The organism is Actinoplanes sp. NPDC051411 (assembly GCF_040682075.1).
Lineage (GTDB): Bacteria > Actinomycetota > Actinomycetes > Mycobacteriales > Micromonosporaceae > Actinoplanes.
The window spans coordinates 25,888-49,748 of record NZ_JBFBAD010000070.1 but is presented as its reverse complement, the minus strand read 5'-3'; the positions used below and the strand labels follow the sequence as shown (position 1 = coordinate 49,748).

Here is a 23,861-nt window from a genome sequence, read left to right as displayed (position 1 = left end):
ATGACCATCACGCTGTGGGACTTCACCTGGTACACCCGCGGCGGTCCCGGGCAGCCGTTCCACGATCTGGACGCGGCGTTCCGGCAGGCGGTCGAGCGGGGCTACGACACCGTGCGGATCTGCGCGATGCCGTTCCTGCTCTTCGGCTCCGGCCTCGACACGTCGGCGCTGCGCTTCGCCGGGCTCGGCGGGGAGTACGGCCAGCGCACCCGGTGGTACGACGTACCGGAGTCGCCCCCGGTCGACGGCCGGGCCCGGCTGCTCGAGCTGTTCCGGGCCGCCCGCCGGCACGACTGCCGGGTGATCGTGTCGAGCTGGGAATACCAGCAGAGCCCGTCGTTCTCGGTCGACGACGCGTGGCACCGGGCGCTGCAGGCCGTGCCGGTGGCCGACCGGCCGGTGGCCCTGGCCGACGCGCACGCCGCCCTGATCGACCTGCTGCGGGCCGAGTCGCTGACCGAGGCGGTGGCGTTCGTCGAGCTGCACAACGAGGTGCAGTTCAGCGGACTCCACTCGGGCGAAGGCATCGTCGGGATGCGGCCGGGCCTCGAGCGTGGCATCGAGCGGTTCAAGCAACGGCAGCCGGGCGTTCCGGTCACGGTCAACTACGCCCGGGTGCCGGTCGGCGAGATGCGGGGCCTGCCGGGCAACGCCGACGTCGCGGTCTTCCACCCGTACGTCTACGGCGTGCTCGAGCAACTGGTCGACGAGTTCGCGCTGCGGGACACCGACCGGCCCTATCCGCAGGAGCGGGCCTGGGCGGAACTGCTGCGCGACGGGGCTCCCCTTCTCGACGACTGGCACCCGCCCGCGTCCTGGAAGTCCGAGGCGACGATCATCCCGCACCGGGAGATCTACACCCACGACTGGTGCGATCCCGGCAAGTGGGACCGGTGGCTCTACGACCGGTACGGCGAGCACCGGCGGGCGATGCGGCAGACGCTCGACACCTGGCTCGACGTGGCGGCCGATCACGCCGCGGCCAGCGGGATCCCGCTGGTCCTCGGCGAGGGCTGGGTCGGATACACCCCGCTGCACGCCGGCTTCGAGGAGGGCCCGGTGGGCGCGGAGATCTGCGCCCACGCCGTACGGAAATCGCGGGAAATCGGTGCCGTGGGCACCGTGGTCTGTTCCAACGCGGCGCCACACCATCCGATGTGGAACGACATCGCCCTGCAACGCCGTCTGAACGCCGACTTCCGGGAGCGCGCGTGAGCACGTGGACCCTGACCGGCGCCACCACCGAATACACGGTGGCGGCCCGCGGCGATCGGCTCGATCTGGTCACCTGGGGGCCGATCGGGGTGTCCGACGGCCCGTCGCCCTACGACTTCCACGGCCGGGTGCAATACATGCTGCCCGGCGACGTCGCCGCGACCGAATACCTGCCGGACGGGTTGCGGCCGTTCCTCGGCGCCGATCTGTCGGTCGCCGGGCAGGGGCTGACCTGGCGGCTCCTTTCCGTGACCGAGGACGACGGCTTGACGGCCACCCTCGCCGACGACGTGACCGGGATCGAGGTCGAGCTGCGCTGGCGCTTCGCCGCGGGCACCGACGTCCTCGAACGCTGGGCGACGGTGAGCAACCGCGGCGACGAGACGGTGGAGATCACCCGGCTCGGGTCGGCGGCCTTCTGCGTGCCGACGCCGGCCGGCGCGACCCTGCACTACCTGCACGGGCAGTGGGCTCAGGAGTTCACGACCGGCTCGACGACGCTGGTACGCGGGCGGTTCGAGATCGGCAGCGCGCAGGGCGTGACCGGTCACCAGTTCTCGCCCTACCTCGCGGTCGACAACGGCGACGCGATGTACGGTTTCCAGCTCGCCTGGACCGGATCGTGGTCGATCACCGCCGACGTGGACGCGGCCGGCCTGACCCGGGTGCGCGCGGGACGCGACGGCCTGGTGCGACTCGCGCCCGGTTCTGCAGTCACGACGCCGATCGCCCTCGGGGTCTACGCCGGCGACGACCTCGCCCGGCACTGGCACGCCTACGAGCAGGCGCTGGCCGGGGAGCGCCTTTCCACGGCCGGCCGGGTCATCTACAACTCGTGGGAGGCGACCACCTTCGACGTCACCGCCGCCGGGCAGCTGGCGCTCGCCGACGTGGCGGCCGGGCTCGGCGTGGAGACGTTCGTGGTCGACGACGGCTGGTTCGTCGGGCGGCACGACGACACCGGGGGCCTGGGCGACTGGACCCCCGACCCGGCGAAGTTCCCGGACGGCTTCGACGCGTTCGTGGCGGCGATCCGCGGGCGGGGGCTCGAGTTCGGCCTCTGGGTCGAGCCGGAGATGGTCAACCCGAAGTCGGCCCTCTACGCCGCCCATCCCGAATGGGTCTATCAGGATTCCGGCCGCCCGCGGTCGACGATCCGCAACCAGTACCTGCTCAATCTCGGACTCGACGAGGTCTACGAGTTCGTCCGCGACACGCTCGACCGGCTGCTCACGGACTACCCGATCGGCTATCTGAAGTGGGACTTCAACCGGCCGCGCACCGAGGCCGACCGGTCGGCGGCCGATCTGGACGGCGCGCACGTCCGCAACCTCTACCGCCTCCTCGACCATCTGCGCGCCGCCCACCCGTCGGTGATCGTCGAAGGCTGCGCGGCCGGAGGCGCCCGGGCTGACATCGCGATGGCCGCCCGCACCGACGTGCTGTGGCCCAGCGACAACACGGCGCCGCTCGACCGGCTGCGCATCCAGCACGGCTTCCTCTCCGCCCACGCGCCGCACCTGATGAGCTCGTGGGTGACCGACGCGCCGGGCATGTTCGACCCGCGGCCACGATCGCTGGCCTTTCGGTTCGTGCTGGCCAGCGCCGGCGTGCTCGGCATCGGCGCCGACATCGCCCGGTGGAGCGCCGAGGAGCGAGAACAGGCGGCGGCGTGGGTAGCCCGCTACAAGCAGGTCCGCGACGTGATCCTGCACGGCTCGGTGCACCGGATCGGCTCCCCCGACCAGGCGCGCTGCGCGGTGCAATACTCACTCGGCGACCGGGTGGTCGTGCTGGCCTGGAACCCGGCCGGGCTCGACGGGAGCGGCGGGGTGCCGGCCCGAGACGTCCGCCTGCCGCTGCGCGACCTGCCGCCGAACGCCCGCTACCGCCGGGTCGGAACCCGGATCAGCACGGGCGCCGTCGCGGCGCGGCCATACCCGGGCCTGACCGGTCAGGACACCGGCGGGCACGGTGGCGGGTTCGAGGCGTCCGGGCGCCACCTGACCTCGGTCGGTCTGCCGGTCCGATGGACCGCCGTCTACGACGCCGACCTCTTCGAGCTGGAGCGGCTGTGACACCCCCGAGACGGGCGGTTCCCGGCGGTCACGGTCACCGCCGTTTTCTGTACGCGGTGAACGAGACCGGCGACGGCCACGTCAGCTCCTACGGATGCACTACCGGCTGACCGCGACCGGCGAGACCGCCCGGCCGCCCGGTGGTACGTCGTGGGTGAGCTTTCCTCGTCGGTGCTCGTGGTGTCGGACGGCGCCGTGATCGCCGAGGAGCCGGAGGGCAACCTTCCGAGCGCGATCGTCCTCGACGGCGACCTGCTCTACGTCACCAACCGCGGCGCCGACACGATCGCGGTCTTCGAGCGGTCGCCGGCGCTGCGCCGCATCACCGAGGTGCCGTGCGGCGGGCGCCGGCCCCGTGACCTGGTCCTCGACGGCAGCCGGCGGGATCGGGTCGGTGGGCGACAGCGTCACCCCTGACCGACGGTTCCGACCTGCCGCCGAAGCGTCTCCGGCGCCACCGCCCGAGCTCGTCCTTGACGCGGTCGGCGACACCACAGCGGCCGCGCAAGGCCGCCCGGACGCCCTACCATGCACCCCCATGGACGGTGACTTGCGGCGGCTCGAGGTCCGGCAGTGCACGCTGCCGGACGTCGCCGCGCTGGAGGAGCAGCTTCCGAGCGGGCCGAACCGCTTTCACGAGGTGCGATTCCGCCGGCCGGGGTCGACCTTCCTGGTCGCGCTGTGGGATGGCGTCGCGGTGGGCTGCGGCGAGGTGCTCTGGGACGGGCCGAAGGAGCCGGACGTGCGGGCCCGGTTTCCGGACTGCCCCGAGGTCAACGGCCTGGCCGTGGCCTCCGACCGCCAGTCCCGCGGCATCGGCACCGGCATCACCGGGCCGCCGAACAGTTCGCCGCCCGGCGTGGTTTCCGCCGGACCGGGCTGGGCGTCGACGACGGCAATCCGCGCGCCGCGTCCCTCTACCTGCGGCTCGGCTACCGGGAGACCGGCTTCCACTACCTGGACCGTTACGCCTTCGTCGACGACGGCGGCCGCCACGACGTCGCTGACCCGTGCCGGTTCCTGATCAAAGAGGTTGAGGAGATCGCGTGACCGTCGACTGGAACCTCGAACTCGCCGACCAGCTCGAGTCGCACTGGGTGGACCAGCTCCGGCCCCGCTTGGACGGCCTGACCGACGACGAGTATTTCTGGCAGCCGGTTCCGGGCTGCTGGACCGTGACCCGCGACGGCTCGGTGGACCAGTCCGGCCCGCCCGTGACGACGATCGCGTGGCGGCTCGCGCATCTGATCGACGTGTTCGGGCCGCCATCGGCACCGCACTTCGACCGGCACCGCGCCGATCGGCCGCCGATCCGCTATGCGGGCGACGCCGCCGGGGCGCTGCGGCAGCTCGACGCCGGTCACGACGCGTGGATCCGTGACGTGCGCGCGCTCGGCTCGGAGGGTCTGGCCCGGCCGCAGGGCGCCCTTTCGCCCCCGGAGTTCGCCGACGCGCCGGTGGCCAAGCTTGTCCTGCACGCCCACCGCGAGGTCATCCACCACGGCGCGGAGATCTGCCTGCTTCGGGACCTGTGGCAGTGGAGGCCCTAGCGGGCCCGGCGTGCTCAGTCCCGGAAGCTCATGCGGAGGCGGCCCTGGGCGGCGGCCTCGGCCAGGGCCGGATGCGTGGTGGCGGGCGCGCGGAACTCGGTCGGCAGGCCGGCGGCGCGGAGGTGGTCGGCCAGGTTGATCAGCGCGGCCGCGGCCCGGTCGTCCAGCGCGGTGACCGCGGTCAGGTCGACGACCAGGATGTCGATCTCCGGGCCCAGGTTGTGGTCGGCCAGGGTGCCGATCTCGGCGGCGATGGTGGCGTCGACCTCGCCGCTGGCGGTGAGCAGGAGTTGCCGGGTGGTAAAGACGGTGGCTCGGGCCGGTGCGTTCTGATCAGGCATTCTCGCAGCATGGCTCGCCCCGACTGGGCCCGGCATCCGGGATGACCCTGACTTTGCGGAGGAAACGGGCGCCGTCTCAGAGGGCCGGTTTGAGGTGGTAGATCTCCATCGCGTTGCCGGCCAGGACGCGGGATGCCGTTTCCTCGTCGGGGCAGAGGGCGGCGACCGCGCGGGCGTTGGCGGCTATGCCGGGGATGCCGGGCCAGTCGGTCGCGAAGATCATGCGGCGGGTGAGGCGCGCCCAGTTGTGTTTGGCGTAATACGTCTGGAGGCGGGACGGGGGCAGGCCGGAGAGCTCGATCCAGACGCGCGGGTCGGCGAGGGCGAGGAAGGCGGCCGCGTCGTACCACCAGCCGCGGCCGCCGTGGGCCAGGACGATGTTGAGGGTTCGGAAGTCGGACAGCACCCGGTCGAGCAGGGCCGGGTCGGCGAAGCGGTTGAGGGCGCCCGGGAACGTCGACGTGCCGAAGTGGATGACGAGCGGGATGCCGGCGGACTGGCAGATCTCGTACGCCGGATACATCGCCTGGTCGTCGGCGGGGAAGCCGGCGTGGACGGGGTGGATCTTCAGGGCGACGGCGCCGAGGGCCAGCTGGCGCTCGAGTTCGTCGGCCACCGGGTAGTGGAGGTGGGGGTTGACGTTGGCGGCGAAGTAGACGCGGCGGGGGTTGGCGGCCGCGAGGGCGGCCATGTCCTCGGCGGTCTGCCAGCCGGTGACCCGGGGGCTGTATTCGGCGAGGGCCACTGCGGCGTCGACGCCTTCGCTCTCCAGGTAGGCGTCGAAGGCGGCCGGCCGGACGTCGCCGGCCTCGTCGTAGAGCCCGGCCGGCGGCGTGAAACCCTGCATCCAGGTCGCCCAGTCGAGCTTGAGGGAGGCACGGCGGGCCGGATGCAGGTGCACGTCGATCAGCGGTCGTCCGTCCAGCACCACCACATTCTACAGACGGATCGAGGCGCGGCAACGGACTGTAGAATCCGGGCATGACCGACGGCCTCACGATATCGCGCCGGCACGCCGCCGGGGCGCCGAGCGCGCGCGGGCTGCTCTTCACGGTGCTCGGGGAATTCGTGCTGCCTAACGGCGGCACGGCCTGGACCTCGGCTTTGATCGATGCTATCGCTCGGCTGGGGGTCGAGGAGAAGAACGTACGCCAGGCGCTGATGCGCACCGCCGCCGACGGCTGGCTGGCCTCGGAGCGGGTGGGCCGGCGTACGCGCTGGCGCCTGACCGCGGCGGCCGAGGAGATGCTGACCGAGGGCACCGAGCGGATCTACGGGTTCACCGGGACGGCCAGCGGGTGGGACGGGCAGTGGCTGCTCGCGCTGGCCCGGGTGCCGGAGACCGACCGGCCGGCCCGGCACCGGTTGCGCACCCGCATGACGTGGGCCGGTTTCGGCAGCCCGGAGCCGGGGGTGTGGATCAGCCCGCACACGTCGCGGGTGGCCGAGGCGCGGAAGATCCTGGCCGAGGTCGACGCCCGGGTGTTCGTGGCGCGGCAGGTCGAAGGCTACGACGACGTGTCCATGGCCCGCCAGGCGTGGGATCTGGACGATCTGGAGGACGGCTACGAGACCTTCGCCGCCGACTTCTCCGACAAATCGGAAAAAGACGCGATCGCCGATCTGACCGGGCTCGTGCACGCGTGGCGGCGGTTCCCGTGGGTCGACCCGGTCCTGCCGGCCGAGCTGCTCCCCCAGCCGTGGCGGGGCACCCAGGCCGCCGAGCTGTTCCACCGGCGGCACGACGAGTGGTCGGCCGCCGCCCAGACCGCCTGGGCAACGATCAACGTCTGACCAGCCACCAAGCCCGACCGGGCCGCGGCTCGGTCAGCTGTTGAGGACGTCGGCGGCCGTTGCCCGCAGCTCGACCCGCCGGACCTTGCCGGTCGCGGTGGTCGGGTATTCGGCGACGAAGACGACGCGGCGGGGGCGTTTGTAGGATTCCATGCCGTCGCGGCAGAAGGTCACCAGCTCGTCCTCGGTGACGTCCCCGTCGGCCCGGATGACGAAGGCGACCGGTTTGTCGAGCTCGTCGGCGTCGGGCGCGGCGACCACCACGGCCTGCGCCACCCCGGGGTGGGCGAGGAGACGGTTCTCGACCTCGGCCGGGGCGACCCACATGCCGCTCACCTTGAGCACGTCGTCGGTGCGGCCCAGGCAGCGGTAGTAGCCGTCCGAGTCCTGGACGTAGGTGTCGCCGGTGCGGAGCCATTCGCCCTGGAAGACCTGGCGTGAGGCGGCGTAGCGGCACCAGTAGCCGGTGGCCGTCGAGTCGCCGCGGACGAAGAGGGTGCCGGGCACGTCGACGCCGACCGGGTAGCCCGCCTCGTCGAGGATCCGCAGGTCGTAGCCGGGAACGGCCACGCCGGTCGTGCCGGGCCGGACCGCGCCGGGGCGGTTGGACAGGAAGATGTGCAGCATCTCGGTCATGCCGATGCCGTCGATGATGTCGACGCCGAAGTGGCCGGTCCAGCGGTGGTAGAGCTCGGCCGGCAGCGGTTCCCCGGCCGACGCGGCCAGGCGCACGCCGGCCAGCGCGTCGCCGGCGAGCCCGGAGCGGAGCATGCCGGCGAAGAAGGTCGGGCCGCCGAAGAACAGGGTGGCGCCGTATTTCTGGGCCCGCTCGGCGATCACGTCGGGCTTCGACGGGGCCGGTTCGAGTACGGCGGCCGCGCCCACCGACAGCGGGAACAGCAGGGAGTTTCCCAGCCCGTACGCGAAGAAGGCCTTGGCCGCCGAGAGACACCGATCGTCTCGGCGGATGCCGAGGATCTGCTGGCCGTAGGTTTCGCAGACGACCCGGATCGAGCCGTGGCGGTGCATCGCGCCCTTGGGTTTGCCGGTCGTGCCCGAGGTGTAGAGCCAGAACGCCGGCGAGTCCTCGGTCGTCGGATAGATCGCGTCGTCGGGGTCGCCGGCGGCCAGTTCGTCGGGTTCGAGAATGGGCACGGCGGCGGCCTGGGCGGCCAGCTCCCCGAACTCCGGCGTCACGATCAGGAACGGTGCCCGGGAGTCGTCGAGCAGAGCCGCCAGCCCACCCGCCCGCATCATCGTGGACACCGGCACCGGGATCGCGCCGATCCGCAGCGCGGCCAGGAAGACCGTGACGAACTCCGGCGAGTCGGCCATGAACATCAGCAGCCGCTGCTCGGGAAGGAGCCCGGCCCGGCGCAGGCCGCCCGCGGTCCGCCGGACCCGGTCGTGCAGTTCGGCGTAGGTCAGCTCGCCCCGGACGCCGGTGAGGGCGAGCCGGTCGCCGTCGCCGTTCCCGATGTGCCGGTCGAGCAGGTAGGTGCTGGCGTTGAACGACATCGGCGACCCGCCCTAGGTGAGGTGGACGTATTCGTAGTCGAACGGTTTTCCGTTGATGCCCTGCCGTGGCGGCGCGATCCAGGACGCGATCTTGCCGCGCTCGTGTACGGGCCGCATCAGCGACCGTACGTGCGTCTTGTCCACTTCGGTGGGGAGCCAGTTGCTCTTCGCCCGCTCCCATTCGTCGGCGGTCAGCATCTCACCGGTCGGCGACACCTGAATGTCGCGGAACGCCCCGACCTGACGATTGAAAGCGATATGCGGGAGGAAAAGGCGCTGCGGCAGGCCGGCCGATTCGAGGACCTTGTTCCACCGGCTGACACCGTTCTGGCAATCGGCGATGTAGGCGCGCCGCAGGTCGGTGTTGAGCCCGACCAGCGCCGCGACCTCATTTTGTCCGATTTCTCCGTCGACCAGCGCGTCGACCATGATCGAGTCGTCGGTCAGCCGGTGGTCGTCCCGCCGCCGGTCCTCCGACCAGCGCCCTTTCAGACCGGACGTGAAGTAGTTGGCGACATTGGTCGACGTCTCCCCGCCGAACAGGTCGAGCGACACCGAGTAGTGGAAGTTCAGGTATTTCTGGATCACCTTCAGCGGGATCGCGCCGAACGGCCCGACGTCGTCGGAGTCCTTCTCGACCATCAGCTGGGCGGTCCGCTCGACGACCCGGTCCACCCCGGTCGTCCCGACGAACATGTGGTGCGATTCTTCCTTGAGCATGAACTCGCAGGTGCGCGACAGCGGGTCGAACGCCGACTCCTTCAGCGTGCCGAGCTGATATTTCCCGTCCCGGTCGGTGAAGTAGGTGAACATGAAGAACGAGAGCCAGTCCGGCGTCTCCTCGTTGAAGGCGCCGAGGATGCGCGGCGACTCCTCGCTGCCCGAATTGCGGTGGAGCAGTTCCTCGGCCTCTTCGCGGCCCTCGCGCCCGAAGTACGCGTGGAGCAGATAGACCATCGCCCACAGGTGCCGTCCCTCCTCCACATTGACCTGGAAGAGATTGCGGAGGTCGTAGAGGCTGGGCGCGGTCGCCCCGAGATTGCGCTGCTGCTCGACCGAGGCCGGCTCGGTGTCGCCCTGGATGACGATCAGCCGCTGCAGGTCGGCGCGGTATTCGCCGGGCACCTTCTGCCACACCGGCTCGCCCTTGTGCTGTCCGAAACCGATCGTCCGCTCGCGGTCGCGCTCGGCGAGGAAGATGCCCCAGCGGTATTCCCGCATCGGCACGTGCCCGAAGTGTGCCCAGCCGTCGCGGCCGACGTTGACCGCGGTGCGCAGATAGACGTCCTGGGTCGGCAGCGTCGGGCCCATCGACGACCACCAGTTGAGGAAGTTCGGTTGCCACGACTCGAGCGCGCGCTGCAACCGGCGGTCCTCGTGCAGTTCGACGTTGTTCGGGATCTTCTCGGAATAGTCGGCGCTGGTCATCTCACACTCGCTTCCGGTCGAACGCGGCCCGCTGCCCGGTTCCGAAGCGGCGCAGGGCACCCTCCGGGCCCGAGGCGTTCGGGCGATTGAAGATCCAGTTCTGCCAGGCCGAGAGGCGGCCGAAGATCTTCGTCTCGATCGTCTCCGGGCCGGCGAAGCGGTAGTTGGCCTCGAGGCCGGTGAGGGCGTCGGGGCTGAACGAGGCGCGCTCCTCGATCGCGATGCGGACCTCGTCGGCCCAGTCGATGTCGTCCGGGGCGAAAGTGATCAGCCCGGCCGCCTCCGCCGCCCGCGCGTCCAGCGGCTTGTCCGGGAAGTCGGGGGCCTCGCCGCCGCCGAAACGCGTGGCCAGCCTGGTCAGGTCGTTGCCCATCGGCAGCGGCCCCCGGTTCATGTCGCCGACGATCACGGTCGCCGGCGCCGCACCCGGGTCGACGTCTTCGAAAACGCCGTCGAGGTGGTAGGACCGGTCGGCGGCCAATGCCAGCTCGAACAGGGAACCGGCGAAACAACTGCCGGGTTCGATCAGGGCGAGGAGGCTCCGGCTGGTAACATCCAGCCGCTTCAGCGTCCGTTTCAGGTAGAGCACGATCTCGGTGGCCCGCCAGTCGTCGGGCAGCCCCAGCAGCACATCGTCATGGGCCAGAACGCCCGCCGGATCGCCCTTCGTCCGCAGGACCCAGGTGCCGAGCAGCGGCTCATTGGTGCGCAGATCCAGAATGAGGTCGTCCAGCTCGCGGGTCATCGCGAGCGTCCAGAAATCGGCCGTCAGTTCACCCGGGACACCGTCGGGGCCTTTCACGGTGATTTCGGCACAGCCCCGCTCCGGGTCGAGCGAGGCCTCGACGTACCGGTAAGCGATGGCGCTCCCGGAGCGCCCCTTGTGCAAAGGGGTGAGTTCGATGCCGCTCTCCCCTTCGGGGCGAGCGGATCGCGCGGCGATTTCGGTCGCCCGGGCGGCGACGCTCGCGGCCCATTGAGTACGCGGCACCGCCTCGTCGACCAGACCCCACTCGACCGCCCGCCGCCCGCCGATTCCCTCGGCGCGCGTGGCGAAATAGTCGGCCCGATCGCGCCGGACGCGCCGCTTGTCGACCACCCGGGTCAGCCCGCCGGTGCCGGGAAGCACCCCGAGCAGCGGCAACTCGGGCAGCGACACCGTGGACGACCGGTCGTCGACCAGCATGATGTGGTCGCAGGCCAGCGCCAGCTCGTAGCCGCCGCCCGAGGCGGTGCCGTTGCACGCGGCGATCCAGACCTGGCCCGAGTTGGCCGACGCGTCCTCCATGCCGTTGCGGGTCTCGTTGGTGAACTTGCAGAAGTTGACCTTCCAGCCGTGCTCCGAGGCGGCGAGCATGCGGATGTTCGCCCCGGCGCTGAAGATCTTGTCCTTGGCGCTGGTCATGACGACCGCCCGCACCTCGGGGTGCTCGAAGCGCAGCCGCTGGACGGCGTCGTAGAGCTCGATGTCGACGCCGAGGTCGTAGGAGTTGAGCTTCAGCTCATAGCCCGGGACGAGGCCGCCCTGCTCGTCGACGTCCATGGTCAGGGTCGCGACCGGACCGTCGAACTCCAGCCGCCAGTGCCGGTAGTTCGCCGGGTCGGTGCGGAACTCAACGTTCACGTTCAAAACTCTACAGAAGCTCCCAGCTACGTCAATGGTTTGTAGAACTAGAACGGGAAGCCGTGCGCCTGGGCGCGCGACGTGACCCACTGCCAGGACGTGAACTCGTCCCAGCTGCTCCGCGAGCCGAACCGGCTGCCGTTGCCGGACGCCCCGACGCCGCCGAACGGGGCGAAGGCGTCGTTGTTCAGAGTCTGGTCGTTGACGTGGACGATGCCGGAATTCAGGTAGGCCGCGAGATCGAGACCTCGCTGGGCCGAGCCGGTCTGCACGGCCACGACCAGGCCGTAGTCGGTGTCGTTGGCGACCGCCACGGCCTCGGCCTCGTCGGCCACCACGATCACCGGAGCGACCGGGCCGAAGATCTCCTCACGGAAGGCCGGCATCGCCGGCGTCACCCCGGCCAGGACCGTCGGTTCGAAGAACAAACCATCGCGTACGCCGCCGGCCCGCACCTCGGCCCCCGCGGCGACCGTCTCGGCGACGATGCGTTCCACGTTGGCCGCCTGGCGCTCGTTGATCAGCGGCCCCAGGGCGACCTGGTCGGTGAACGGATTGCCCACCGGAAGGTTCGCCGCCCGTTTGGCCAGACGGTCCAGATATTCGCCGGCCACCGACTCGAGCACGATGTGGCGCCCGGCGGTCATGCAGACCTGGCCCTGGTGCAGGAACGCGCCCCACGCGCCGGCCGAGCTCGCGACCTCCAGGTCGGCGTCGTCGAGGACGATCAGCGCGTTGTTGCCGCCGAGTTCGAGCGAGACGCGCTTGAGCGTACGGGCGGCGGCCGCGCCGACCTCCCGGCCGACGGCGGTCGAGCCGGTGAAGGCGATCATCGCCACCGTGGGGTCTTCGGCGAGCGCCTTTCCCGGCTCGGCGTCGCCCGGCAGGATGCCGAGGAGGCCTTCGGGCAGGCCGGCCTCTTCGAAGAGTCGCGCCAGCAGAACACCGCCGGAGACCGCCGTCTGCAGGTCCGGCTTCAGGAGTACGGCGTTCCCGAGTGCCAGCGCGGGAGCCACCGCCCGCATCGACAGGATGAGCGGGAAGTTCCACGGACTGATCACGCCGACGACACCCAGCGGGACGCGGCGCGCGATGCTGTCGCGGCCGGGCTCGCTGGTCGGCAGCAGGTGACCCCACGGCTGGGTCGGGAGGGCCGCCGCCTCCCACAGCTCGCCCAGCGCCAGGTCGACCTCGAAGGCCGCCTTGCCGGGGATCGACCCGCCCTCGCGGACCAGCCAGCGCTCGAACTCGGCCCGGTTGTCCTCGAGGGTCCTCGCCGCCCGGCGAATCAGCGCCGCCCGCTGCGGTCCCGGCGTGGCGGCCCACTCCGGTTGCGCCCGGGCCGCGTTCCCGGCCGCCACGCCGACGTCGGCGGCGGTCGCGGTGGTGATGCGGCCGACACGTTCGCCCAACTGGTGCCGGCGCCGCTGACCTCGGCGCCGCCGCCCGTTGGCCGGGTGCGCTCGACCCCGCTCGGGCTGGCCCGGGCGTTCCGCGTGGCCGGCAGCCCGCAGATCCTCCGCCGCACCACGACCTCGCTGAGGACCGCGCCCGCCGACCCGCTGAAGATCTGCATCCAGCGGGCCGGCCGCACCGTCCTGCACCAGGGCGACGTCACGCTGACCCTGGAACCGGGCCAGCTGGCGGTCTACGACACCGGCCGTCCCTACGCCCTGCGGCTGGAAGGCGCCTGGGCGTGCACGGTGATGACGGTGCCGCGCGACGCCCTGTCGGTGCCGCAGCGGGTGCTGGTCGCGGCGATGCGGCATGCGTTCGGGGCTCTCGCGGGGCCGGGCGCGGTGCTCACCCACCTGCTGGAAACGGCGATCGCGGCTCCGGCGGCCGAGCCGGGCCCGGACGGCAGCGGCGCCGGTCGCGCCGCGACCGGCTCACCCGGCCGGGCGCCGCTCGGCGAGGCCGGAGCGTTCGTCACGCCGCATCTCGGGGAGGCCGGAGCTCTCGCCGCACCGCATCCCGGCGCGGCTGGCGCGCTCGCCGCACCGCATCCCGGGGAGGCCGGAGCGCTTGCCGCACCGCATCTCGGCGAGGCCGGAGCGCTTGCCGCACCGCATCTCGGCGAGGCCGGAGCGCTTGCCGCACCGCATCTCGGCGAGGCCGGGGCCAACCTGCTGGCCGGCCTCATCAGTGCCGAAGCCGGCCCGCCGGCCGACCTGACCGACGAGGCGCTGAGGGTCTCGGTGCTGGCCCACATCGCCACCCACCTCGGCCGCCCCGGCCTCGACCCGGCGTCGGTCGCGCGGGCCCACCACATCTCGACGCGAACCCTCTACCGTCTCTTCGAGGGCGCCGACCAGTCCGTCGCCGAGACGATCCGCGGCCGGCGGCTGGACCGGATCCGCGCCGACCTGGCCGAACCGGCGCTGGCCCGCCACCCCACGATGGAGATCGCGGCCCTCTGGGGCTTCCCGGTGCAGGCCCACTTCATCCGGGCGTTCCACGCCCGCTTCGGCATGACGCCGGCCGCCTATCGCCGCCGCGCGGCCCGGTAAGGCATCGGCGAGTCCGGGCGGCCCGGCTCGTTACCATCGGGGCATGGACTGGGGGAACGTCCCGGCGTGGGTGGGGTCGCTCCTCACCGGAATCTCCCTGACCATCGCCGCGGTCTCCTATGTGCGCAACGGGCAGGAGCGACGCCGGGAGAACGCCGAACGGGCGCGGGAACAGGCCGCTCTGGTCAGCTGCTGGCCCGTCAACCCCCGGCGGTGGTCGGTCAAGAACGGCAACGGTGTCGCCGTTTCCGTACGGGTGGTGGTCGACGCGGAGACGTGGTCCGCCCCGGTCGCCCTCTCCCCCAGCGAGACCCGGGGCCTGCGGGTGCCCAGCGATGTGGAGGTCGGGACGCTGTTCCTGCCGCTGGAGATCGTCGACTCGTTCGGGCGGCGGTGGGAGCGGCTCGGGTCCGGTGAGCTGCGGGAGACCGGCGGTATCGCGGTCAGCCCCCGCCCAGCAGCGCGTTTGATCTGGGAGGAACGGACGTGACCGTCCGGTTGCGTTCGGCCCAGCAGTCGTCGATGCCGGTCCGCAGCTTGTGCACGAACGGGCCGGGGTCGTGCCGGGCGAAGATCTGCCGGCCGAACGCCACCCCGGCGGCGCCGGCCCGAATGGCGTACTGAGCCTTCGCGACCGCGTCACCCTCGTCGATCAGCTTCTCGCCGGCGATCAGCACGGGCACGTCCATCGCGCAGTCGACAACCGTCTGGAACGACTCGACCGTCCCCGTGTAGATCGTCTTGACGGCTGACGCGCCGAGCTCCACGGCCGCGCGCACGCCGTGTCGCACCAGCACAGCGAACTCGTCCGGGTTCTTTTCGCGGAGCCCCAGATGGTTGTCGTCGGTGCCGTTCGGGTGCCGGCGACGGGGATAGGCCATGGCGACGACCGGCATTCCGTACGCGTCGGCCTCGGAAACCACCCGGCCGAGGATCTCGAGCTGCTCTCCCTCGTACGCCGAAGTGATGTTGACGTGGCAGGCGACCGCGTCGACCCCGTCGCGGACGGCGTCGGCGACCGAGCCGACCACCACCTTGCGGGTGTGCTCGCCCAGCGTCGTGCTGGCCGTCAGGTTCATGATCGTGGGAGTCCGCGCCAGCTCGCGGTGGCAGGAGCGCAGCGCCCCCCGAAAACCGAGGACCGCGGTGACCGACTCGACGACATCACGCTTGAGGAACGGCCGAAGGTCACGCAGGTGATCCTCGGGGCCGGAGATCAGCCCGTCGTCGAGCGGCAGCCAGAGGGCCGCACCGGTGTGCGGGATGAGACGCGTCAACCGTTTTTGTCGACCGATGTCGTGCAGCAGCACCTTGCACCTCCGCTGGTGAGGGACGCGACTCTAGCCCTAGTCGAGCGACCAGCACCAGAGAGGATGCCTTCCGCCGCGCCCACGCCTCCAACGACAACACGGATGGACAGGTTGTGCCGCCGATTGGCGCAAGGATTACCCGAGCACGTCGGGGACGTCGAACCGGACCAGCGCGGTGAAGATCTCTTCGGCGGTGAAACTGCTCGCGAGAGCGTTCAGCTTCCGCAGAATCTCGTCGTCGTCCGAGTCGGGGTCGGCGGCCAGAAGCGCGATCTCGCCGACCTGATCCTCGGTGCCGGGAGGCGTCGCCCGCATCTCGTCGGCGGGTTTGCCGTACGTGTCATCGTGCCCACTCATGCCGGCTCCTCCGTGATCACGTAACGGAATCCGAGGTCGTTGTTGCGGTTGTCGACGTCGCCTCGTCCACGGTACGCCGGGCGCGCACGCCACAACTCGTGCTGCCAGGAGCCACCTTTGACCGTTCGGCGGTTGTGGACACCGGCCGCGTAGTAGTCGAACGTCCACTCGAACACATTGCCGAGGAGCTCGACCGGCAGCAGTCTCCGTTCCTGCTCGCGGGTGGCGAAGGTGCCGATCGGCGTCGTCGCCTCATAGCCGAACTCTTTGGTGTTCGCGTATGCGGCGCCCAGCACCGCCTCGATGCCGGCCGTCGTCTGGACCTGCCACGAGTGCAGGCAGGCCGCCTCCCACTCGTTCTCGCTCGGCAGCCGGACGGTGGCCCGCAGCAGCCGGCCCAGCCACATGCAGTAGGCGTTGGCCTCGAACCACGAGACGCCCACCACGGGTTGCAGGCGGTTGCGCAGGGTCGTCTCGTGCCAGTATTTCGGCTTGGTCACCGGCTGGGCCAGCTGCGTGCGGGCGTGCTCGGCTATCTCCCACTCCGGCATCTTCGCGAAGCGCACCAGGGCGGCCGCCCCGACCGGCGTGGCGGCACCGCTGCGCAGCAATTTCAGGACCATCTCCGGATATTCGCTGTTCAGCTTCGCCTGACGCCGTTGCCAGTCGGAGACGAACTGGTCGACCGCGCGGCGCCGCATGCGCCACTCCCAGCCCTCCGGTGACCACAGGGTCGGGTCCTCGTAGCCGCCGGACTGGATGAACAGTTCGAACTCGGCGTTGGACACCGGGAAGCGCGCGATCCGGAAGGCCGGCAGGCTGATCGTGCGGACCTCGCTGCCCACCCGCCGGTCGAAGTTCTCCTTCCGGCGGTCACCGAGCTGCCATTCCCGGGCCGGCACCAGCACGGTCGCGCCGCTGCCCTCATCGGTCGAGGGCAGGCTCCAGCCCATGTCGCCCAGCGCGGCCAGCATCGCGCTGCGCGGGCGGCGATCGGTCAGGTCGCGCAGCTGGCGCAGGATCGCGTTCCGGATCCGCGCCGCGATCGTCGCGTCGACGTCCGACCGGATGGACAGGTAGACGCGGGCGGCCAGCACCGGGTCGACGTCGGCCAGCCGGTCGGCGACCTCGACGCCACGCAGCTGGGCGGCGAACTTGAACAGCTCCTCGTACCGGCGGTGCGCGTAGCCGGGCGCGGTGACCGGCGGCGCGGGCGGCGCCTGGCTGTCCGGCGCCGGGCTGACGCTGAGCTCCTGCTGGGCCAGCGAGACGATGCCGTCGACCGGCGTGCCGAGCGCCGCGAACAGGTGCTGCATCGACGGGTGAGCGAAGCGCACATGCGTCGGGTCGTCGGCGAGGATGTGCAGATCCTTCGCGGTCTCCACGATCAGCGCCGGGTCGACCGCCCGCTCACCGGCGTCGTGCAGGGCCCGGCTGAGCGTCGCCCCGGCGTCCCGCGGCGACATGGTCAGCCGGGCGCGGCCGCCCGGCGTCGCGGGCAACGTCAACTGCCGGGCGAGCACGCCGAGCGCCCGGATGAGCGGCATGCTCTCCAGGATCGGCCAGGGGTCGGCGCCCGAGTTCGCGATGCGCTTGAGGTGGTTCGGGATGCCGACCGGCACGAGCGGCCCGTGCGAGGCGTCGTGCTCCCACTCGTGCACGATCGCCGCCGACACGGCCGTGCCGAACAGCAGCGTCTCGGTGTCCGCGACCTGCGGCGCGCCGGAGCGCAGGAAGGACGCCAGCCGGAACGGGTTGGAGTAGAGCTCGATCAGGCCCTCGTCGGACCGCAGCGCCTCGTGCAGGCGCGCACCCGTGTCGACGTCATGTCCGGTGGCGATCGCGATGATGTGGTCGCGGGACAGCGGCAGCAGGGAAACCTCGGTCGGGTCCCGGTTCTCCGGCGCCCGCATGTTGATCACCTGGTCTCGGGTGCGGCAGGTGACCACCACCTTGGACGCGCCGCGCCGCAACAGGTCGCGGATCACGTCGCGCCAGTGCACCATCCACTGCGTGAGCTGCAGGGTGCGGATGCCGCCCTCGTTCAGCCCGTCGAGCAGGACGGTGCCGCCGTCGTGGACGAACTGGTCGAGGTCGCACCACTGGCTGGTGTCGACCAGGTCGCTCCAGCGTGAGGCCAGCCAGTTGAAGGAGATGTCCGGGCTCGCCGGCTGATCAGCGAGGGCCACGTAGAACGAGTTGCCCTTGGCCGACGGATCTCCCGGTCGCCGGATCGACCGCAGGGCGGCCAGCGCGTCGTGGTAGCGCAACTGCAGGCTCTTGCCCGCGCCGGGCTCGCCCAGCACCATGATCAGCCGCCGGGTGCGCCGGCCGAGCACCACCTCTTCGAGGGACTGCGGCCGGGTCAGCGACGAGTTCAGGTCGTCGCGGTTGCCGAGCCGGAGGTTGATGACGGTGTTGCGGCGTTCGTCGCGGGTCCACCGGGCCAGCCGGATCAGGTCGTAGTCGATCGCCCCGGTGGCCTTCTCGGCATGCACCAGCTCGTCGTAGAGCCCCTGCGCGACCGGGATCACCCGGGGCAGCTCCGGACGGCGCAGCTGCTCGACCAGGGACTGGCGCGAACTCGCCCAGGGCAGCTGCGGCAGCGGCCGCACGGTCCTCAGCAGCGACGGGAACGGGGCGAACGGCAGGCCGGTCCGGCTGATCAGCCGGATCAGGCCCTCGGCGATGCGCTCGAGGTCGGCGCCCTGCCCGGTCCAGCACAGCGTCGCCTCCCGGGGCCACGGAGGCCCCTGTCGACGATCGCGGGGCGGCTCGACGGCGACCGTCATCCGGGCCCGGTTCGCCAGCTCGGTCAGCCGGGTCAGACCGGCCTCGCTGAGCGGCGACCGCATCAGGACGACGAGGCACTCGACCGGGGTGGTGAGCCCGGCGCCGAGCAGTGCGACCGGCTGGTTGCGCGATCTCAGCTCGTGGAGCAGTTGATCGGCCGGCGCGGGGTTGTCGCTCCAGATGCCGTACTTGATCTGGGCCGGCGGCGTGCCCAGCGGGTCCTCCGGGGCGGTCATCCGACCACCGATCCGCCGTCGACGGGGATCGAGACGCCGTTCACGTTGCCCGCCTGCCCGCTGGCGAGATACAACGCGACCGAAGCCACCTCCTCGGCCGTCACGAGCCGGCCCAGCGGGTTCATCGAGCGGTACTCGTCGAGCACCCGCTCGGCATCGATGCCGCGGGCGGCGGCCCGGTCCTCGGCGATCCGGTTGATCAGCCGGGACTCGACGGCACTCGGGCAGATCTCGTTGCACGTGATGCCGGCGCCCGCGTACTCCTTGGCGATGGTCTTGGTCAGCCCGCTCAGGGCGTGTTTCGACGCCGCGTACGGTGCCCGGTGAGGTGCGACCCGGAGGCTGTAGATCGAGCCGATGTTGATCAGGCGGCCCCACCCGCGTTTCACCATGCCCGGCAGCACGGCCTGCGTCAGGAGCAGCGGTACGGTGACGTTGATCCGCAGCATCCGCTCCCAGACGGCGAGGCTGACGCTTCCGGTCAGCTCCTCCGACTCGTTGATCCCGGCGCAGTTGATCAGCACGTCGAACTCGCCCGCCGGGGTGTCGAACTCACCGGCGAAATCGATCGGCACGCCGGCGGCGCCCCACTGGGACTCCAGTCGTTCCGCGATCTCGAGGTTGCGATGGTACTGAAAGGAGACCCGGTTTCCCGCCTTGGCGAACGCCATCACCATGGCTTCGCCCAGCGTCCCGGTTCCGCCGGTGATCAAGATGTGCAACGGCGTGGGTGGTTCGTTGCCGACACCTGCGCTCATCTCGCCTCCGCTCGAGAGCAGCGCCTACCCAAGGCGCACATCCCGTAGCGCAGGGTAGTACGGCTGTCACGATGCGGCCACTTTGATCTATCACCACAACGAGGGTCCACTCTGCCGTCCCGGCCCCGATGAGTTTCGCCGCGGCCGGTGGTCTGTCCCGGCGAACACGCAATGAATGGGAGAACACCATGACCGTCACCTACACCTTCGACGTATTCACCAGCCTCGACGGATTCGGCACGGCCGTCAGCGGCTGGGGCGGCTACTGGGGCAAGCAGGGCCCCGAGCTGCTCGAACACCGCCTCGCCGTCTACGACGAACCACAGCGGATGGTTTTCGGGGCCAACACCTACCGGGCGTTCTCGCAGTTGCTGGCGTCGGGCGAGGAGGAGACCGTGCACGACGCGTGGGTCACCCGGATGACCAACCTGCCGGCGACGTTCGTGTCGAACACGCTGCAGGGGCCGCTCGACTGGCCGGACGCGACCCTCGTGAAGGGGGACGCCGTCGATGTCGTCGCGCGACTCAAGGAGGAGTCCGACGTGCCGCTGCGGTCGCACGGCAGCCTGTCGATGAACCGGGCGCTGATGGCCGCCGGCCTCGTCGACCGCATCCAGGTGTCGCTGTTCCCGGTGATCACCGGGCAGACCGGGTCGGACCCGATCTTCGCCGGGGCGGCGGACTTCGACCTCGAGCTGCTCGAGCGGCGGACGCTCGACGGCAACATCCAGGAGCTGATCTACCGGCCTACCCTGCACGTCGAGGACTGACCGGGCCGGCGTGGATGCGGTCGCAGGTGCCGAGCCGCGGCGTCGGAGGCGGCCGTCCAGGCCGGGCCTCAGCACGACGCCGGGGCACAGCCACCGTTGGCGGCCTCCCCGATAGTTTCGGAACCGGCGTGGCTCCGAACAGTTGATCTTCAGGCTTCCACCTGGAGCGTCAACAGGCTCGGAGCCGGCCGAAAATTCCGGCCAAGTATCGGAACTTCGGAGGTTGACTTTCTGCACCGGGACTGAAAAGAATGTGAATCAGCGACGTTGATCGATCTGAGCCTTCCTGGGAGCGAGTGCCCCAGCGGCCCGTAACCTCCGGAACCGGGCCGCTGGGACACCCTCCGCGAAAGGGGCCGAATCATGGACATCCTCATCGTGGGAGCGGGTGTCGGCGGACTGGCGCTGGCCAACGGGCTGGTGGCCGACGGTCATCACGTGCGCGTGCTCGAACGGGCCGACGCCCCGCGCACCGACGGCGCCGCGGTCACGATCTTCAGCAACGGCGCGGCCGCCGCGGCCGGACTCGGGGTCTCCCTCGACGACCTCGGCGGCGCCATCGACACGCTCGGGTTCTTCGACGCCGGCGGGCACGCGTTCGCCCACGCCGACCTGACGCTGCTGCGCCGCTGGACCGGCTACCGGGTCGCCACCATCCCACGGGCCACGCTGCTGCAGCGACTCGCCGCCGGCCTTCCGGCCGACGCGGTCGACTACGGGCGGCAGGTCCGGACGGTGGAGACCGCCGGTTCCGGCGCCGCGGTGGTCACCGCCGACGGCGTACGCGAGGAGGCCGCGCTCGTCGTCGGAGCCGATGGCGTCCGGTCGGCCGTGCGGCGGGCCCTGCTCGGCTCGGCCGACCCGTCCTACAACGGGTGGGTGAGCTGGCAGGGGCTGACCGCGACGATGCCCGAACTGGCGGCCGGGGCCTACGCGCGCTGCATCGTCGGCGACGCCGGGCTCTGCGGCCTGATGCCGGCCGGCGGCGGCCTGGTGCAGTGGTGGTTCGACGTCGACGGGCCGGCCCCGGCCGGGCGGCCGGTGATCGGCTGGCTCCGCGAGCGGTTCCGCTCCTACGCCGACCCGGTCCGCAAGCTGCTCGACGTGCTGACCGAGGCCGACGTCCACGCCTTCCGGCACGCCGTTCACCCCATTCCCGACCGGTGGGGAACCGATGGAGCGACCCTGCTCGGCGACGCCGCGCACGCCTTTCCCCCGTCGCAGGCCCAGGGCGCCAACCAGGCCCTGGAGGACGCGTGGATGCTCCGGCGGGCGTTGTCGTCCGCCAGCACGGTGTCCGACGCTCTGCGCGGGTATGAGCGGGTGCGGGCCCGCCGCGTCCGCCGCATCTCGTCGCTGGCCGCCAGCGAGATCACCAACCGGCCGCCGGCCCCCGCCGCCCGGCTGGCCGGCCGGCTCATGGGGCCGTCGCTGTTCACCCGGCTGCAGCTGATGACCATCCGGCGCTGCAGCAGCGTCCTCAACGGCGACCGGATTTGAAGACCCCGTAGACTCGCCGACCGTATGTCTCTCTACAGCAGCGAGCGCCTGCACACCCTGCGCGTGATCGTGACCGGCGGTGGCACCGGTGGGCACACCTATCCGGCGCTGACCACGGTCACGACGCTGCAGCGTCGCCTGGCCGAGACCGGGGCCGCCCCCGAGGTCCTCTGGGTCGGCGTGGCCAGCGGCCTCGAGGCCAAAATCGCCGAACGCAACCACATCCCGTTCCGCGCCATCACCACCGGCAAGCTGCGCCGCTCGGTCAGCCCCCGCGACCTGGCCCGCAACTTCGTCGACGCGTTCCGCATCCCGGTCGGCGTCCTCCAGGCCGTGCTCACGGTCGCCCGCACCAAACCGGCGGTCGCGCTGAGCACCGGCGGTTACGTCTCGGTGCCGATCGGCCTGGCCGCCAAGCTGTTCGGCGTCCCCTACCTGCTGCACGAGCAGACGCTCAGCCTCGGCCTGGCCAACCGCATCCTGGCCCGGGTCGCCACCCGCATCCTGCTCAGCCACGAGGCGTCCCTCGAACACCTGCCGCCGAAGGCCCGCGCCAAGGCGGTCGTCACCGGCAACCCGATCCGCGCCGAGGTCTTCCAGGGCGACCCGGCCCGCGCCTACCAGGCCTTCAACCTCGACCCCAACCTGCCGCTGGTGCTGGTCACCGGCGGCGCGGCGGGCGCCCAGCAGATCAACCGCATGCTCACCGGAGCCCTGGGCGACCTGCTCCAGCACAGCCAGATCGTGCACCAGTGCGGCAGCCTCAGCTACGCCGAGATGCAGCAGGTGGCCGCCGCCCTCCCGCCGCACCTGGCCGCCCGCTACCACGTGCTCGACTTCATCCACGACGAGCTCCCCGACCTGCTGGCGGCGGCCCACATCGTGGTCGCCCGCAGCGGCGCCGGCACGGTCGCCGAGCTGACCGCCCTCGGCAAGGCCTGCGTCCTGGTCCCCTACCCCCACTCGGCGGCCGACGAACAGCGCGTCACGGCCCGCCACCTGGCCGCAACCGGCGCCGCGCTGATGCTCGACGGCCCGACGGCCACCCCGGAAGAACTCCGCAACGCCATCCACGGCCTGCTGGTCGACCCCCAGCACCGCGCCGCGATGGCCCAGGCCGCCCGCACCCACGGCAAACCCGAGGCGGCCGACCACGTCGTCGCCGAGCTCCTGGCGGTCAGCGCCCGCTAGCGCCCCGGACTTGAACGTCAGCCGCGCGACGCGCCGGATCTGAGCACGTTTCCGGGCCGGCGGCTCAGCCCGGCCGGTCGGGTTGTGGGTGCCCGCTTCGGGCGTCGGGGGCGGACCGGCCGCCGGCGACCAGGCCGGGGGCGTTGTCGCGGACGAGGCGTCCGACCGCCGAGCGCAGCCGGATGAACGCCGGCAGTTCGCGGGTCTCGATCCGGTCGCGGGCCGTTGGCAGGTCGACGGCGAGGTCGGCCAGCACCCGGCCGGGCGCGCGTCCCATCACGAGGATCCGGTCGCCGACGTACACGCTCTCGTCGATGTCGTGGGTGACCAGCAGGATCGTCATGTCGGTGTCGGCCCGCACCCGCAACAGCAGGTCCTCCAGGTCCTCCCGCGTCTGGGCGTCGACCGACCCGAAGGGCTCGTCCATGAGCAGCAGCGACGGGCGGTAGGCGAGCGCCCGTGCGATCGCCACCCGTTGCTGCATCCCGCCGGACAGCTGCCAGGGGAACCGGCCCGCCGCCTCGGCCAGGCCCACCTCGGCCAGCGCCGCGTCGGCGGCCCGGCGCCGGCCGGCCCGGCCGAGAGCGCGCCGGCGCAGTGGGAACATCACGTTGTCGCGGACGGACATCCACGGCAGCAGCGAGCGCGAGTAGTCCTGGAAGACCACGGCCAGGCCGGCCGGTATGCCGCTGACCGGCCGCCCGGCGAGCCGGATCTCGCCGGCGGCCGGGCGGATCAGCCCGGCGATCGCGCGCAGCAGGGTGGACTTTCCGCAGCCGGACGGGCCGACCACGCTGACCAGTTCGCGGGCCCGGACGTCGAACGAGATCCCGGCCAGGGCGGCGTGGTCGTCGTAGGCGTGGCTCAGGCCGATGACCTCGAGCACGG

General features: G+C 71.4%; 22 protein-coding genes. 11 read left to right on the top strand and 11 right to left on the bottom strand.

All coding sequences use genetic code 11. The features are described 5' to 3' along the window. The 5 genes from AB0M88_RS32730 (at position 1) to AB0M88_RS32710 (ending at position 4,843) form a co-directional block, all read left to right on the top strand. Positions 1 to 1,215: a cellulase-like family protein gene (locus AB0M88_RS32730; protein ID WP_364109224.1), complete on the top strand. Its 1,215-nt coding sequence runs from the start codon at positions 1 to 3 to the stop codon at positions 1,213 to 1,215. Then, positions 1,212 to 3,293: an alpha-galactosidase gene (locus AB0M88_RS32725; RefSeq protein ID WP_364109222.1), complete on the top strand. Its 2,082-nt coding sequence runs from the start codon at positions 1,212 to 1,214 to the stop codon at positions 3,291 to 3,293. The genes AB0M88_RS32730 and AB0M88_RS32725 overlap by 4 nt, the downstream gene beginning before the upstream one ends. A gap of 150 nt (positions 3,294 to 3,443) precedes the next feature. Further along, on the top strand, positions 3,444 to 3,710 hold the full coding sequence (locus AB0M88_RS32720) for a beta-propeller fold lactonase family protein (protein WP_364109220.1): 267 nt from the start codon (positions 3,444 to 3,446) through the stop codon (positions 3,708 to 3,710). Between the two features lie 121 nt (positions 3,711 to 3,831). Further along, positions 3,832 to 4,317, top strand: coding sequence for a GNAT family N-acetyltransferase (locus AB0M88_RS32715; RefSeq protein WP_364109218.1), 486 nt, complete (start codon positions 3,832 to 3,834; stop codon positions 4,315 to 4,317). Between the two features lie 22 nt (positions 4,318 to 4,339). Then, complete coding sequence (locus AB0M88_RS32710) at positions 4,340 to 4,843, top strand: DinB family protein (RefSeq protein WP_364109216.1); 504 nt, start codon at positions 4,340 to 4,342, stop codon at positions 4,841 to 4,843. Between the two features lie 14 nt (positions 4,844 to 4,857). Here AB0M88_RS32710 and AB0M88_RS32705 read toward each other — a convergent pair whose 3' ends face one another. After that, positions 4,858 to 5,184, bottom strand: a complete 327-nt coding sequence (locus AB0M88_RS32705; RefSeq protein ID WP_364109213.1) for an STAS domain-containing protein — start codon at positions 5,182 to 5,184, stop codon at positions 4,858 to 4,860. A gap of 76 nt (positions 5,185 to 5,260) precedes the next feature. After that, on the bottom strand, positions 5,261 to 6,112 hold the full coding sequence (locus AB0M88_RS32700) for an amidohydrolase family protein (RefSeq protein ID WP_364109211.1): 852 nt from the start codon (positions 6,110 to 6,112) through the stop codon (positions 5,261 to 5,263). Between the two features lie 53 nt (positions 6,113 to 6,165). On the opposite strand from AB0M88_RS32700, the gene AB0M88_RS32695 reads away from it, so the two are divergent. Further along, positions 6,166 to 6,978: a PaaX family transcriptional regulator C-terminal domain-containing protein gene (locus AB0M88_RS32695; protein WP_364109209.1), complete on the top strand. Its 813-nt coding sequence runs from the start codon at positions 6,166 to 6,168 to the stop codon at positions 6,976 to 6,978. A gap of 33 nt (positions 6,979 to 7,011) precedes the next feature. Here the strand turns inward: AB0M88_RS32695 and AB0M88_RS32690 are convergent, their stop codons facing one another. Genes AB0M88_RS32690 through AB0M88_RS32675 form a run of 4 tightly spaced genes read right to left on the bottom strand, consistent with a single transcriptional unit; the run spans position 7,012 to position 12,960 of the window. Beyond that, positions 7,012 to 8,496 (bottom strand): benzoate-CoA ligase family protein, encoded by a 1,485-nt coding sequence (locus tag AB0M88_RS32690; protein ID WP_364109207.1) that lies wholly within the window; start codon positions 8,494 to 8,496, stop codon positions 7,012 to 7,014. 12 nt (positions 8,497 to 8,508) lie between these two features. Continuing rightward, positions 8,509 to 9,924, bottom strand: a complete 1,416-nt coding sequence (gene boxB, locus AB0M88_RS32685; RefSeq protein WP_364109205.1) for a benzoyl-CoA 2,3-epoxidase subunit BoxB — start codon at positions 9,922 to 9,924, stop codon at positions 8,509 to 8,511. 1 nt (position 9,925) lies between these two features. Next, on the bottom strand, positions 9,926 to 11,548 hold the full coding sequence (boxC, locus tag AB0M88_RS32680; protein WP_364109203.1) for a 2,3-epoxybenzoyl-CoA dihydrolase: 1,623 nt from the start codon (positions 11,546 to 11,548) through the stop codon (positions 9,926 to 9,928). A 47-nt stretch (positions 11,549 to 11,595) separates the two neighbouring features. Further along, the gene (locus AB0M88_RS32675; protein WP_364109201.1) at positions 11,596 to 12,960 is read right to left on the bottom strand and encodes a benzaldehyde dehydrogenase; all 1,365 of its coding nucleotides are present in this window, start codon (positions 12,958 to 12,960) and stop codon (positions 11,596 to 11,598) included. 3 nt (positions 12,961 to 12,963) lie between these two features. Between AB0M88_RS32675 and AB0M88_RS32670 the strand changes: the two genes are divergently transcribed. Beyond that, the gene (locus AB0M88_RS32670) at positions 12,964 to 14,058 is read left to right on the top strand and encodes a helix-turn-helix domain-containing protein (protein ID WP_364109199.1); all 1,095 of its coding nucleotides are present in this window, start codon (positions 12,964 to 12,966) and stop codon (positions 14,056 to 14,058) included. A gap of 43 nt (positions 14,059 to 14,101) precedes the next feature. Further along, the gene (locus AB0M88_RS32665; protein ID WP_364109197.1) at positions 14,102 to 14,548 is read left to right on the top strand and encodes a hypothetical protein; all 447 of its coding nucleotides are present in this window, start codon (positions 14,102 to 14,104) and stop codon (positions 14,546 to 14,548) included. On the opposite strand, the gene AB0M88_RS32660 is transcribed toward AB0M88_RS32665, so the two are convergent. The 4 genes from AB0M88_RS32660 to AB0M88_RS32645 all read right to left on the bottom strand — a co-directional run bounded on the left by AB0M88_RS32660 (position 14,502) and on the right by AB0M88_RS32645 (position 19,512). Next, positions 14,502 to 15,335 (bottom strand): hypothetical protein, encoded by an 834-nt coding sequence (locus tag AB0M88_RS32660; RefSeq protein ID WP_364109195.1) that lies wholly within the window; start codon positions 15,333 to 15,335, stop codon positions 14,502 to 14,504. The genes AB0M88_RS32665 and AB0M88_RS32660 overlap by 47 nt on opposite strands. Positions 15,336 to 15,503: 168 nt before the next feature. Continuing rightward, entirely contained in the window at positions 15,504 to 15,725 is a 222-nt protein-coding gene (locus tag AB0M88_RS32655; RefSeq protein WP_364109193.1) for a hypothetical protein, read from the bottom strand. After that, entirely contained in the window at positions 15,722 to 18,754 is a 3,033-nt protein-coding gene (locus AB0M88_RS32650) for an SUMF1/EgtB/PvdO family nonheme iron enzyme (protein WP_364109191.1), read from the bottom strand. Before AB0M88_RS32650 ends, AB0M88_RS32655 begins: the two co-directional genes overlap by 4 nt. Further along, positions 18,751 to 19,512, bottom strand: a complete 762-nt coding sequence (locus tag AB0M88_RS32645; protein WP_364109189.1) for an SDR family oxidoreductase — start codon at positions 19,510 to 19,512, stop codon at positions 18,751 to 18,753. Before AB0M88_RS32645 ends, AB0M88_RS32650 begins: the two co-directional genes overlap by 4 nt. A gap of 188 nt (positions 19,513 to 19,700) precedes the next feature. Between AB0M88_RS32645 and AB0M88_RS32640 the strand changes: the two genes are divergently transcribed. The 3 genes from AB0M88_RS32640 (at position 19,701) to AB0M88_RS32630 (ending at position 22,973) form a co-directional block, all read left to right on the top strand. Further along, a complete protein-coding gene (locus tag AB0M88_RS32640; protein ID WP_364109186.1) occupies positions 19,701 to 20,282 on the top strand; it encodes a dihydrofolate reductase family protein in 582 nt (193 codons plus the stop codon). Between the two features lie 363 nt (positions 20,283 to 20,645). Next, positions 20,646 to 21,782 (top strand): NAD(P)/FAD-dependent oxidoreductase, encoded by a 1,137-nt coding sequence (locus AB0M88_RS32635; protein ID WP_364109180.1) that lies wholly within the window; start codon positions 20,646 to 20,648, stop codon positions 21,780 to 21,782. Between the two features lie 24 nt (positions 21,783 to 21,806). Then, a complete protein-coding gene (locus AB0M88_RS32630) occupies positions 21,807 to 22,973 on the top strand; it encodes a UDP-N-acetylglucosamine--N-acetylmuramyl-(pentapeptide) pyrophosphoryl-undecaprenol N-acetylglucosamine transferase (RefSeq protein WP_364109177.1) in 1,167 nt (388 codons plus the stop codon). 64 nt (positions 22,974 to 23,037) lie between these two features. On the opposite strand, the gene AB0M88_RS32625 is transcribed toward AB0M88_RS32630, so the two are convergent. Then, the gene (locus tag AB0M88_RS32625; RefSeq protein WP_364109175.1) at positions 23,038 to 23,859 is read right to left on the bottom strand and encodes an ABC transporter ATP-binding protein; all 822 of its coding nucleotides are present in this window, start codon (positions 23,857 to 23,859) and stop codon (positions 23,038 to 23,040) included. Positions 23,860 to 23,861: the final 2 nt, after the last annotated feature.

Bases quoted from the DNA above. Each gene is read 5' to 3' on its own strand.
- AB0M88_RS32730 (WP_364109224.1), top strand. From the start codon at position 1: ATGACCATCACGCTGTGGGACTTCACCTGGTACACCCGCGGCGGTCCC.
- AB0M88_RS32715 (WP_364109218.1), top strand. From the start codon at position 3,832: ATGGACGGTGACTTGCGGCGGCTCGAGGTCCGGCAGTGCACGCTGCCG.
- AB0M88_RS32705 (WP_364109213.1), bottom strand. From the start codon at position 5,184: ATGCCTGATCAGAACGCACCGGCCCGAGCCACCGTCTTTACCACCCGG.
- AB0M88_RS32695 (WP_364109209.1), top strand. From the start codon at position 6,166: ATGACCGACGGCCTCACGATATCGCGCCGGCACGCCGCCGGGGCGCCG.
- AB0M88_RS32690 (WP_364109207.1), bottom strand. From the start codon at position 8,496: ATGTCGTTCAACGCCAGCACCTACCTGCTCGACCGGCACATCGGGAAC.
- boxB (WP_364109205.1), bottom strand. From the start codon at position 9,924: ATGACCAGCGCCGACTATTCCGAGAAGATCCCGAACAACGTCGAACTG.
- AB0M88_RS32665 (WP_364109197.1), top strand. From the start codon at position 14,102: ATGGACTGGGGGAACGTCCCGGCGTGGGTGGGGTCGCTCCTCACCGGA.
- AB0M88_RS32655 (WP_364109193.1), bottom strand. From the start codon at position 15,725: ATGAGTGGGCACGATGACACGTACGGCAAACCCGCCGACGAGATGCGG.
- AB0M88_RS32650 (WP_364109191.1), bottom strand. From the start codon at position 18,754: ATGACCGCCCCGGAGGACCCGCTGGGCACGCCGCCGGCCCAGATCAAG.
- AB0M88_RS32645 (WP_364109189.1), bottom strand. From the start codon at position 19,512: ATGAGCGCAGGTGTCGGCAACGAACCACCCACGCCGTTGCACATCTTG.
- AB0M88_RS32640 (WP_364109186.1), top strand. From the start codon at position 19,701: ATGACCGTCACCTACACCTTCGACGTATTCACCAGCCTCGACGGATTC.
- AB0M88_RS32635 (WP_364109180.1), top strand. From the start codon at position 20,646: ATGGACATCCTCATCGTGGGAGCGGGTGTCGGCGGACTGGCGCTGGCC.
- AB0M88_RS32630 (WP_364109177.1), top strand. From the start codon at position 21,807: ATGTCTCTCTACAGCAGCGAGCGCCTGCACACCCTGCGCGTGATCGTG.